At 59.2% G+C, this 11,652-nt stretch carries 8 protein-coding genes; 5 read left to right on the top strand and 3 right to left on the bottom strand.

Going from position 1 to position 11,652, the window contains the following annotated elements; translation table 11 throughout:
* The first annotated feature begins 723 nt into the window (after positions 1 to 723).
* The 3 genes from cadB (at position 724) to pdxY (ending at position 5,221) form a co-directional block, all read left to right on the top strand.
* Positions 724 to 2,058, top strand: coding sequence for a cadaverine/lysine antiporter (cadB, locus tag ACW5XD_RS23740; RefSeq protein WP_456496997.1), 1,335 nt, complete (start codon positions 724 to 726; stop codon positions 2,056 to 2,058).
* Positions 2,059 to 2,134: 76 nt separating this feature from the next.
* Entirely contained in the window at positions 2,135 to 4,267 is a 2,133-nt protein-coding gene (locus ACW5XD_RS23735) for a lysine decarboxylase CadA (protein ID WP_456496996.1), read from the top strand.
* A gap of 93 nt (positions 4,268 to 4,360) precedes the next feature.
* The gene (gene pdxY, locus ACW5XD_RS23730) at positions 4,361 to 5,221 is read left to right on the top strand and encodes a pyridoxal kinase PdxY (RefSeq protein ID WP_456496995.1); all 861 of its coding nucleotides are present in this window, start codon (positions 4,361 to 4,363) and stop codon (positions 5,219 to 5,221) included.
* A gap of 24 nt (positions 5,222 to 5,245) precedes the next feature.
* Here the strand turns inward: pdxY and ACW5XD_RS23725 are convergent, their stop codons facing one another.
* Both ACW5XD_RS23725 and ACW5XD_RS23720 read right to left on the bottom strand, forming a co-directional pair.
* Positions 5,246 to 6,667, bottom strand: a complete 1,422-nt coding sequence (locus ACW5XD_RS23725; protein ID WP_456496994.1) for an MATE family efflux transporter — start codon at positions 6,665 to 6,667, stop codon at positions 5,246 to 5,248.
* A gap of 118 nt (positions 6,668 to 6,785) precedes the next feature.
* A complete protein-coding gene (locus ACW5XD_RS23720) occupies positions 6,786 to 7,682 on the bottom strand; it encodes a LysR substrate-binding domain-containing protein (protein ID WP_456496993.1) in 897 nt (298 codons plus the stop codon).
* A gap of 504 nt (positions 7,683 to 8,186) precedes the next feature.
* On the opposite strand from ACW5XD_RS23720, the gene ACW5XD_RS23715 reads away from it, so the two are divergent.
* Positions 8,187 to 9,482 (top strand): HAAAP family serine/threonine permease, encoded by a 1,296-nt coding sequence (locus ACW5XD_RS23715; RefSeq protein WP_456496992.1) that lies wholly within the window; start codon positions 8,187 to 8,189, stop codon positions 9,480 to 9,482.
* 56 nt (positions 9,483 to 9,538) lie between these two features.
* Here the strand turns inward: ACW5XD_RS23715 and ACW5XD_RS23710 are convergent, their stop codons facing one another.
* Positions 9,539 to 10,567, bottom strand: coding sequence for an MBL fold metallo-hydrolase (locus ACW5XD_RS23710; protein ID WP_456496991.1), 1,029 nt, complete (start codon positions 10,565 to 10,567; stop codon positions 9,539 to 9,541).
* A 157-nt stretch (positions 10,568 to 10,724) separates the two neighbouring features.
* Between ACW5XD_RS23710 and ACW5XD_RS23705 the strand changes: the two genes are divergently transcribed.
* A complete protein-coding gene (locus ACW5XD_RS23705; protein WP_456496990.1) occupies positions 10,725 to 11,624 on the top strand; it encodes a LysR family transcriptional regulator in 900 nt (299 codons plus the stop codon).
* Positions 11,625 to 11,652: the final 28 nt, after the last annotated feature.

Below are 11,652 nucleotides of genomic sequence, written 5' to 3'. Positions count from 1 at the left end.
TTCCCCTCGGTCGGTACGGTTGCCGGCCCCTCGCACAGGCTGCCTTCGGGCGGCCTGTGCTGTTTCTGCCTGCGCCAATCCGGCTGCCTGCCATTGGGATAGACGGTCTGGTGTTGCCCGATTTGTTTCCTGCTGCTCACCACCATCCACATTTGCCTTGCTCGCTGCATTTGCTGCATTCGCGCTTGCCCGGCTTTGCACCGCGAGCACTGCTTGTGCCGTCATCCTATTGTTGGCGCCGGTATGAGATGTCAGTTACCGCTCAATGCTTACTGGTTGTCACCGTAGAGGTGTGCCTCAGAGCCGGGGGATTATGAGACGAGCGGAGGGACGAACAGGGGTGAGTGGCCACTCAGGGGGATGGTCAGCAGGGCTTTAGGATGGTTACAAGGTGAGGGGGGGCTATGCGAGCCTCTTTATCCCGGGTTTATCTGGCCAAAAATATCAAGACGGCGAGATAAGGGGGTTCTCAAGGGGCAAAACGGGATGGCCGGATATCAAGGTTTTATCAAGAAAGTGGTGTGATCTGATGTCAAGTTGCTGTTTTTAAATTGGTTTTTTCGAAGTAGACAAGGCGGCGAAAAAAGTTGGCTCATATTTTTATCCGTTAGCTGGTCTTTATGTTTTCCGGGGATGAGAGGCCTAGTCTGTGCCCATTCGTTGGCGGAGCGTTCCGCCAAATGTGTATGTGACGACCCGACCTTTTATAGACCCGGAGATCTTATGTCCCTAGATACGAGCAAGAAGATTGGCCTCATCGCCTGTACAGGTGTGGTGGCTGGCAACATGATGGGGAGCGGCATAGCGCTGCTGCCCTCGGCACTGGCCACGATCGGTTCCATCTCCATCTTCAGCTGGGCCATCTGTCTGGTCGGCGCCATGGGGCTGGCCTTCGTGTTTGCCCGCCTCGCCACCAAGAACCCGCAAGAGGGTGGTCCCATTGCTTACGCTGGCGAGATCTCTCCGGTGTTCGGCTTCCAGACCGGTGTGCTCTATTATCACGCCAACTGGATTGGCAACCTGGCCATCGCCATTACCGGCGTCTCCTACCTCTCCGTTTTCTTCCCCATTCTCAACAGCCCGATCCCCGCAGCCGTTGCCACCATCGCTGCGGTCTGGATCTTCACCTTCGTCAACCTGCTTGGCGGTAGCTGGGTGAGTCGACTCTGTACCCTGGGTCTGGTGCTGATCCTGCTGCCGGTTGTCGGTACCGCCGTGATGGGTTGGGGACATTTTGATGCCAGCGTCTACAGCCAGAACTGGAACACCACCAGCGGCAGTGACCTGCATGCGGTCATCAGCGCCGTGCTGATCTGCCTCTGGTCCTTCGTGGGTGTCGAATCAGCCGCCGTCTCTTCCGGCATGGTGAAGAACCCGAAACGCACAGTACCGCTCGCCACCATGCTGGGTACCGGTATCGCGGGGGTCATCTACATCCTCTCTACCCAGGTGATCAGCGGCATGTTCCCGGCCGGTGAAGTGGCGGCCTCCGGCGCACCCTTTGCCATGGCCTCTTCCGCCATCTTCGGCAGCTGGTCTGCGCCGTTTGTTTCTGCCTTCACCGCCCTGGCCTGCTTCACCTCGCTGGGTTCCTGGATGATGCTGGTGGGCGAAGCGGGCAAGCGCGCCGCCAACGACGGCAACTTCCCGAAAATCTACGGCGAAGTGGACAAGAACGGTGTAGCCAAGAAGGGTCTGATCCTGGGCTCCCTCAAGATGACTGCGCTGATGATCGGGCTGACCGCCTTCACCTCCCAGTCCGCTCACGCCGCCGACTTGTTCAACGTGCTGACCACGGATGCTGTGCTGCTGACCATGCTGCCTTACTTCTACTCCAGCATTAACCTCATCCGTTTCGAGGGCATGACCTCCCGCAGCATAGGCACCATGATCTTCTCCGGCGTCGCCTGCGTCTTCTGTCTGGTGGCCCTGATGGGCGCCCAGGGCTCCAACCTCACCGCTACCTTCGTGGTGTCGCTCATCATCCTGATGTTCTACGCCAAAAAACAGGGCCTGCGTCAACACGACGCTCTGCTCAAAGAGCAAGCCAGCCACTGATCCCGTTTTTCTTTTCCGAGCGCTCTTCACTCACCATCCCTGATGGAGAGCGCCCCTCTACGTGTGGAGTATCACGATGAATATCATTGCCATCCTCAACCACCTGGGCGTGTTCTTCAAAGAAGAACCCATTCGCCAGCTGCAAGCCTCCCTCGAGCGTAAAGGCTTTCAGGTTGTATATCCGGTCGACGTGGCCGATCTGCTGAAGCTTATCGAGAAGAACCCCCGCGTCTGCGGCGCCATCTTCGACTGGGACAAATATTCCCTCGGCCTGTGCAAGGAGATCCACGATCGCAACGAGAAGCTGCCGATCTTCGCCTTCGCCAACGACCAGTCCACGCTGGATATTCACCTGACCGACCTGCGTCTGAACGTGCACTTCTTCGAGTACCGTCTCGGCATGGCGGACGACATCGCCCTCAAGATGGGTCAGGCCACTCAGGAGTATCAGGACGCCATATTGCCGCCGTTCACCAAGGCGCTGTTCAAGTATGTGGAAGAGGGCAAGTACACCTTCTGTACCCCGGGTCACATGGGCGGTACCGCCTTCCAGATGAGCCCGGCCGGCAGCATCTTCTATGACTTCTACGGCCCCAACGCCTTCAAGGCGGACGTCTCCATCTCCATGCCGGAGCTGGGCTCCCTGCTGGATCACTCGGGTCCGCACAAGGAAGCTGAAGAGTACATTGCCCGTACCTTCAACGCCGATCGCTCCTACATCGTCACCAACGGCACCTCCACCGCCAACAAGATAGTCGGCATGTATTCCGCGCCGGCCGGCAGCACAGTGCTGGTGGATCGCAACTGTCACAAGTCCCTGACTCACCTGATGATGATGAGTGACGTGACCCCGCTCTACTTCCGTCCGACCCGCAACGCTTACGGCATTCTGGGCGGTATCCCGCAGAGCGAATTCAGCCGCGAGACGATCAAAGCCAAGGTCGCCGCCACGCCGGGTGCCCAAGCTCCCCGTTACGCCGTGATCACCAACTCCACCTATGACGGTCTGCTCTACAACACCGGCTTCATCAAGGAGGCGCTGGACACCCCTTACATCCACTTCGACAGCGCCTGGGTGCCTTACACCAATTTCAGCCCCATCTACGAAGGCAAGTGCGGCATGAGCGGTGACGCCATGCCGGGCAAGGTGTTCTACGAAACCCAGTCCACCCACAAGCTGCTGGCGGCCTTCTCCCAGGCCTCGATGATCCACATCAAGGGTGACGTGGAGGAAGAGACCTTCAACGAAGCCTTCATGATGCACACCTCCACCTCGCCGCAGTACGGCATAGTGGCGTCCACCGAGATCTCCGCCGCCATGATGCGGGGCAACACCGGCAAGCGGCTGATCAAGGACTCCATCGATCGCGCTATCTCATTTCGCAAAGAGATCAAGCGTCTGCGTGATCAGAGCGAAGGCTGGTTCTTCGACGTATGGCAGCCGGACAACATCGACACCGTCGAGTGCTGGAAGCTGGATCCGAAAGATGACTGGCACGGTTTCAACGGCATCGACGATGACCACATGTACCTCGACCCCATCAAGGTCACTCTGCTGACCCCGGGTATGGGTCGTGATGGCAAGCTGCTGGAGAGAGGCATCCCTGCTTCCCTGGTCTCCAAGTTCCTGGACGAGCGCGGCATAGTGGTGGAGAAGACCGGCCCTTACAACATGCTGTTCCTCTTCTCCATCGGTATCGATCAGTCCAAGGCGATGCAGCTGCTGCGTGCCCTGACTGAGTTCAAGCGTGGCTATGACCTGAACCTGACCATCAAGAACATACTGCCGAGCCTCTATCGTGAAGACCCGGGCTTCTACGAAGGGATGCGCATTCAGGCGCTGGCCCAGAGCATCCATGATCTGACCTGCAAATACCGTCTGCCGGAGCTGATGTTCAAGGCGTTCGATGTGCTGCCGGAGATGAAGATGACCCCGCACGCCGCGTGGCAGCAGGAGCTGGCGGGCAATCTGGAAGAGGTGCCGTTGCGTGACATGGTTGATCGCATCAGCGCCAACATGATACTGCCGTACCCGCCGGGAGTACCGTTGGTACTGCCGGGCGAGATGGTGACCCAGGATTCTCTGCCGGTGCTCGAGTTCCTCGAGATGCTGTGCGAGATCGGTGCCCACTACCCGGGCTTCGAGACCGACATCCACGGACTCTATCGTCAGGCCGATGGCAGCTACACCGTCAAGGTGCTGCGTTAATCGACAGTGACAACCATCGAAAGTGACAACAACGGGCCGCAAGGCCCGTTTTTCCCTCCGAAATGTCTGTTCTTCTTGCGTGAGTCGCCAACCATGAAGCGAGTGCTCTCCATTCAATCCCACGTAGTCTTTGGCTGTGCCGGCAACAGCGCCGCCGTTTTTCCCATGCGTCGCCTCGGGATCGAGGTGTGGCCGATGAACACGGTGCAGTTCTCCAACCACACCCAATACCGCGAAGGCTGGCAGGGGATGGTGATGCCCGGCGGCCATATCCGTCAGCTGGTGAACGGCTTGGCGGAGATCGGCGTGCTGGGACAGTGCGATGCGCTGCTGAGTGGTTATCTCGGCTCGGCCGAACAGGGGGAGGAGATACTGGCGGCGGTGGCCAGACTCAAGGCGCTTAATCCGGCCGCCCTCTATTTTTGTGATCCCGTGATGGGTCACCCTGACAAGGGTTGCATAGTGGCACCCGGTGTCAGCGAATTCTTTAAAACCCGGGCCTTGCCCCAGGCCGACATGCTGGCTCCCAATCTGCTGGAACTGGAACAGTTCACCGGCCATGAGATAAGCAATGTGCCCGAGGTGCTGGCGGCCTGTCAGCAACTGCGGGAGCAAGGGATCAAGCTGGTGATGGTCAAGCATCTGGGCAAGGCCGGGTTAAGCCTGGACAGGTTCGAGATGGTGTTGGTATGCGATGCGGGCGCGTTTCATATCTCGCGCCCGCTCTACCCTTTTGCCCGCCACCCCATCGGGGTGGGGGATCTGCTGAGTGCCACCATGCTGGCCCATCTGCTGGCGGGACATGATCCCGTGCTGGCGTTTGAGCGCACCAACGCCAGCGTCGATGCGGTGCTGGCCCAGACCTGGCTGGCGGGTGCCTATGAGCTGCAACTGGTGGCAGCCCAGCAGGCGATGGCCGAACCCGGGGTGCGCACCCGCGCCACCCGGCTTTGAGCCTGCGTATGCATACGGTCGTGTCTAGCCGGCGCGACGGACCAGCTGCATTCCCGGACGGTCGCCTATCGGCTTGGCGTGGTGTGGACGCCGGGGTGTACACGCCAGCGCGAGGCGACGCCACTCCCGCCACAGCAGCCAGCACAGCGGCAGAGTCAGCAGCACGACCGTGGTGGGCTGGGCCATCAGTACGCCATCCCGGCCCCACTGCAGCGGCAGCAGGAAGATCAGCGGCAGCAACAGCAGTGTCTTGGCCGTCGAGATGAGCAGTGCCTGCTTGGTACGGGCCATGGATTGCAGCAGTACGATGCCGAACATGATGATCCCCTCCAGCGGAATGGCACCGAGGTTGAGGGTCAGGCTGCTGACGGCTGCAGCGAGCAGCTCGCCATCCTGATCGCCGGTGTAGAGCATGGCTACTTGACGCGGCAGCAGCTGGATCAGCAGCCAGACCGCCATGCCATAGACGAGCGTGATCTTGAGCCCCATCTCCATCAGGAATTTCAGATCCCGATGGCGTCTGGCCCCGGCTGCCTGACTGATGAGCGGTTGTATGCCGAACGCCAGTCCCTGCAGGATGACAATGAACACCGCCTCCGTGTAGCCAGCCACGGTGAACCCGGCCAGATCCTTGACCGAACCGTGCACCATCAGCTGGCTGTTGTGCAGCAGCAGCAGCAATCCCAGGTTGAACTGGGCGATCAGGCTCGGCAGACCGGTGAACAGCAGGTTGGGCATGGCCGTAAAGCTGGGTACCATGTGGCGCCATGAGAGACGTAATTTGGCATGGGCGGTAAAGAAGTAACCCAGGCCCAGCAGACTGACGATCCCTTCAGAGATGAGGGTGGCCTGAGCCGTACCGATCAGTCCCAGTCCCAGCCGGCCGACCATGATGTAGTTGAGGATGATGTTGAGGATGGCACCACTGCTGACCAGGATCATGGCCAGTCTGGGTTTGCCGTCGTTGCGCAGCAGATAGGGCACCGCCAAGTTGCTGGCCAGCAGCAGGGTGCCGCCTCCGATCCAGTAAAGATAATCGCTGGCCTGTTTCCAGGTCTCGGTGCCTTGTTCAAGGCCCAATCCCAACAGGATATCGTTGTGCCAGTAGTGCAGCAGCAGTGGCGCCAGGGTGCCCAGCAGCCCCAGCAGCCAGAGCGCATTGACCAGTGCCTGGCGAGCCAGACCGAGGTTCTTGGCCCCCTGTTGGAAGGAGATGGCGGTAGCCGCTCCCATGCTGATCATGGCGGCGAGGCCGATCAGCACCATGATGACCGGATAGACCAGGTTGATACCGGCGAGGCCGGCGGCGCCCACGTAGTGACCGACGAAGATGCCATCGACCAGGTAGTAGGCACCGGACACCAGCATGGCCATGATGGAGGGAAGGGCATAGCCCCAGAAGCGGCGGGTCATCGCCCGCTGGCGTAATGTGAAGTAGGCAGACATATCTGTTCTCTTGGGGAGTTCGATTATCGAGCAGATAGTCTAGATTAATATTTTTTCGTTGATAATCCGGTTTCTATTTGATGAATTGATGAGCCTTATTCAGTAATTACCGGGTTTGCTAGTGTGCCTTGAGCATGTCTATCAGGGCGCGCAGGCCGCTGCCCAGCTGATGTCGGCTGGGATAAAAGAGTGAAAATCCCACGAAGGTGGGGCACCACTGCTCCAGCACATTCACCAGTTTTCCTTGTGCCAGCTGCTGGCTCACCTCCTCCTCCAGGCAATACGCCAATCCCAGCCCCGCCTCTGCCGCCCCCAGATAGAGCGCCGGCGTGCTGGTGGTCAGGGGCCCGGTCACCTCTATCTCCAGCAGGGCGCCCTCTTCCCCGGCAAACGCCCAGCGGTAGTGGTGAGATGGGGTCAGCCGGTAACCTATGCAGGCATGGCGCGACAGCTCGCGGGGATGTTGCGGGGTGCCATGTTCATTCAGATAGTCAGGTGATCCCACCACCAGATAGCGCTGGGGCGGTCCGAGCGGCACGCCGACCATCTCCTTGGGCAGCAGATCGCCATAAAAGATGGCGGCGTCATAGCCATCCTCGATGAGACGCGGCATCAGCTCCTGCTCCACCACTTCTACCTGCATGCGCGGGTAGCGCACCATGTAATCGATCAGTACGGGGGACAGCAACTCATCGATGGCGCCGCGTGGTGCGCTGATCTTCAGGCGTCCCACCGGTTCGTCGCTGTGCCGGGCCAGCTCGCCCAGCGCACTCTCCAGATGGCTCAAGGTGGGCAGCAACTGTTCGAGCAGGCGCTGGCCCGCATCGGTCGGCACCACGGCGCGGGTGCTGCGATTGAGCAAGCGGACGCCCAGGCGGGTCTCCAGCCCTTTCAAACTGTGGCTCAGCGCGGAGGCTGATACCCCAAGTTCAAGGGCTGCCTTGCTGAAACTCTGGTGGCGGGCGACGGCGGCAAAGACTGCCAGTTCGGCGAGGTCAGTACGAGTGATGGCCATATTAATTCAACGGGAAAATGTTGAGGAACAGGGTACGTCAGGGCAGGACGGCACACAACCTGGGTAAAAAACAGTCTCATGTAAGCAATTTGTTGTACCTAGAAGGGTATAGATACGGGTGAAACTACCTGAATTTGTTAACGGCTGTTCACAAAATTGGGCTCGTAACGTGATCTCTGACGCCAGAAAGGCGATTCCAGTCAAACTTTGGTTGATTAATTCAAAAAAACACTGTGATCGGTAAGGGGATTTAATTAGAGTCAGCGCATCAGAACAAAGGTGCGTTAACAAGTTGTAAATGTTGACCCACTGGCGGCCCTCGGGCTGATACCCCACTGACCTGTTTGTTGCAATTTGGTTGTTACATGGAGTGATGACCAGGGTGCCGAGTCAGGGGGATGAGAATAACAGGGATGGACTGCAGGAGTTCCAGGGAAACGGGACAGGGCATTGCGCCCGGTTGACTAGATTTTTTCTATTTTCCTTGATGACAGGAACACCCCTATGTCTGACATGAACATTGCAGTTGAAGGCAACTTAGCCAGTAATGCGTCTTCCCGTGGCATCAACAAGGCCGATCTGGTCTGGATGCTGGGTCTGTACGGTACCGCCATCGGTGCCGGCGTCCTCTTCCTGCCGATCAACGCCGGTGTAGGTGGTCTGTGGCCGCTGCTGGCCATGGCCATCCTGGCTCTGCCGTTGACCTTCTTCGCACACCGCGGTCTGACCCGCTTCGTGCTGTCCGGCTCCACCCGTGATGGTGACATCACCGAAGTGGTAGAAGAGCACTTTGGCAAGACTGCAGGCAAGTTCATCACCCTGCTCTACTTCTTTGCCATCTACCCGATCCTGCTGATGTACTCGGTCGCCATCACCAACACGGTCGAGAGCCTGATGGTTCACCAGCTGGGCATGACTGCACCGCCCCGTGCCATCCTGTCACTGGCGTTGATCCTCGGCCTGATGGCGATCGTTCGCCTCGGCGGCCAGTTCATCGTCAAGGCGATGAGCGTACTGGTGTTCCCGTTCGTGCTGACTCTGATGGGCCTGGCGCTCTACCTGATCCCGCATTGGAACGGTGCCATCATCACAGAAGCGCCGGCACTGTCTGACGCCTTCAACGGTGACTTCATCAAGACCCTGTGGCTGGCCATCCCGGTCATGGTGTTCTCCTTCAACCACTCCCCGATCATCTCCTCCTTCGCGGTGGACAACAAGGGTCGTTACGGTGAAGGCGCCGAGAAGAAGTGCGGCAACATACTGCTGGGTGCCCACGTCATGATGGTCATGACCGTCATGTTCTTCGTGTTCAGCTGCGTACTGAGCCTCTCCCCGGCTGACCTGGCTGCCGCCAAAGAGCAGAACATCACCATTCTGTCCTACCTGGCCAACCACTTCGACAACGCCTTCATCGCCACTGCGGCTCCGCTGATCGCCATGGTCGCCATCAGCAAGTCCTTCCTGGGTCACTACCTGGGTGCACAGGAAGGCATGAACGGTCTGATGGCCAAGGCGCTGCGCGAAAAAGGCAAGAAGGTTGATGCCAAGCAGCTGAACAAGGTGACCGCAGTCTTCATGATCCTGACCACCTGGGCCATCGCCACCATCAACCCGAGCATCCTCGGCATGATTGAAGACCTGGGCGGCCCCATCATCGCAATGCTGCTGTTCCTGATGCCGATGTACGCCATCACCAAGGTACCTGCCATGCGCAAATACGCTGGCAACATCAGCAACGGCTTCGTGACCCTGATTGGCCTGATCGCCATGTCCGGTATCATCTACAAGCTGATTGCCTGATAACTCCCGCAATCCCTTGCATGAAAGCCGCCTCGAAAGAGGCGGCTTTTTTATGGCTATTTGTTGTCGATATTTTCTGATTGCCAGAGGGCAAAACCCTTGCCAGACGCCGAGGTGGGCAGGTCGATCTGCATCAGGTCATTGCCGATGACGAAGGGGCCTGTGTAATGGGCACGCAGTTCCTGCGCCAAGTCCTTGACCCTGAGCTTGCCGTTGAGGCCGATATGGCTGAACACCGTCAGTGCCGGTTTGGCCTCGTTCATCACGCGAGCCGCCTGCCCGGGGGAGGCGAGGTGACCGGCGATCGCCTTGTAACCGGGGTTGGCCTTCATCTGGGCGTCAGAGGTCATGGAGACGCAGTGCACCAGCAGATCGGCCCCTTTGGCCTGCTTCACCACCTCAGTGCTGTAGCGGGTATCACCGGAGAGCACCACGCTGTGGCCGTGGTAGTCGATGCGATAGCCAAACGACGGCTTGATATTGATCCCGTGGTCGTTGTCAAAGGCGGTCACCTTGACCCCGTCCTTGTCGTAAATCACTCCGGCGGTCACTTCATGGCTGTTGATCTCCACCCCGTCCAGCGGCGTTCCCTCATCCTTGACCCGGGTGGCGATGTCGGTGGCATAGGCCTGTTGCAGACCACGAGCGAGGGCAGTGGTTCCCTTGGGGCCGTAGAGTTCCATCGGTGCGTGGCGCTGGCCATAGGCCGGTTGCAGCCAGCCGGTCAGCCAGAGATCCGCCAGCCCGTTGGTGTGGTCGGAGTGAAAGTGGGTGAGAAAGAAGGCGTTGACCCGACCGATGGGGATATGCAGTTGCCACAGGCGGGTAGTGGCGTTGCGGCCAAAGTCGAACACCAGCTTCTGGTTGCCTGCCTCAACCAGGGTGCTATAACCGCCGCGGCTGATTTGGGGCACAGGAGTACCGGTGCCGAGCAGGCTGACCCGGAAGATATCGGGCTGGGCCTGGGTCGCAGTGGCAGGGACGGGGGTACTCTGGTGCGTGTTGATAACGCTGCTTTCGGCAGCCTGGCTGGCGCCAGTGGTGAGCAGGCCGACCAGCAGAGCGGCCAGATAGGTGTTTTTCATGGGGATTTATCCTGTGGGGAACGATATATAGCCACTATATTGGTAACTAAAAGTGAGATAAATTCTCTAAAAACCATTTTTTAATAAACTAATGGTTGTTAATTGGTTGCCTTGCAGAGGGCAGATCTGCCCTGATAAAGGGGACAAAGGAGGGGGGTTGGACCGATTGACCAGCATGCGCATCTTCACCCGGGTGGTGGAGCTGGGCTCTTATAGTGCGGTGGCGAATGAGCAGGGGATCAGCGCCCAGATGGTGGGCAAACATGTGCAGGGGCTGGAGCAGTGGCTCGGGGGCAAGCTGTTTCACAAGACCACCCGCCAGCAGACGCTGACCGAGCTGGGTCAGCTGTTTCTGGCCCGCTGCCAGCGGGTGCTGGAGGAGATGGCACTAACCGAATCGCTCACCCAGAACCTGCTGGCCGAGCCTGCCGGCCGGTTGCGCATCGCCGCTCCCCTCAGTTTCGGTCATCACCGGCTGGTGCCGCTGCTGCCTGCTTTCCTCGATCTTTACCCAAAACTGGATGTAGATCTGCAACTCACCCCGCGCTGGGTCGATTTGGTGGAGGAGGGGTTCGACGCAGCCATCCGCACCTTGCGCCCGCAGGATGAGGCGCTCATCGCCCGCCCGCTGCAGAACCAGCACTACTGCCTCTGTGCTGCCCCCGACTATCTCAATCGTCACGGAGTGCCGCGTCAACCGGCGGATCTCAAGGGCCACCAGTGCCTGCACGGCAACTGGGGGGAGCATGAGCGCTGGCAGTTTGTCGGGCAAGAGGGTCGGGTCGAGGAGGTACGGGTGGCGTCGCGCCTCAGGATCAACCACTGGCCTGCACTGCTCACCGCGGCGCTGGCGGGGGCGGGCATCACATTGCAACCGAGCGAGCTGGTGAGCGACCACATCGCAGCCGGTCGCCTGTTATCCCTGCTCGATCACTATCACATTCCGCCAAAGACTCTCTATTTCATCTATCCTGCGGCCCGTCGTCAGGTGCTCAAGATAGCCCTGCTGGGGGATTTTCTGGCCGAGTCCCTTCAATCCAAACCGGACGCTGAATAAAGGCCTGCATATTCCCCTCTGGATGCTT

The organism is Aeromonas enterica, assembly GCF_054052465.1.
This window is presented reverse-complemented; position numbering and strand designations above follow the sequence as displayed.

What these genes read in the sequence shown, in the direction of transcription:
- pdxY (WP_456496995.1), top strand. Translation starts at nt 4,361, where the DNA reads ATGAAGCGAGTGCTCTCCATTCAATCCCACGTAGTCTTTGGCTGTGCC.
- ACW5XD_RS23735 (WP_456496996.1), top strand. Translation starts at nt 2,135, where the DNA reads ATGAATATCATTGCCATCCTCAACCACCTGGGCGTGTTCTTCAAAGAA.
- ACW5XD_RS23720 (WP_456496993.1), bottom strand. Translation starts at nt 7,682, where the DNA reads ATGGCCATCACTCGTACTGACCTCGCCGAACTGGCAGTCTTTGCCGCC.
- ACW5XD_RS23710 (WP_456496991.1), bottom strand. Translation starts at nt 10,567, where the DNA reads ATGAAAAACACCTATCTGGCCGCTCTGCTGGTCGGCCTGCTCACCACT.
- ACW5XD_RS23715 (WP_456496992.1), top strand. Translation starts at nt 8,187, where the DNA reads ATGTCTGACATGAACATTGCAGTTGAAGGCAACTTAGCCAGTAATGCG.
- cadB (WP_456496997.1), top strand. Translation starts at nt 724, where the DNA reads ATGTCCCTAGATACGAGCAAGAAGATTGGCCTCATCGCCTGTACAGGT.
- ACW5XD_RS23725 (WP_456496994.1), bottom strand. Translation starts at nt 6,667, where the DNA reads ATGTCTGCCTACTTCACATTACGCCAGCGGGCGATGACCCGCCGCTTC.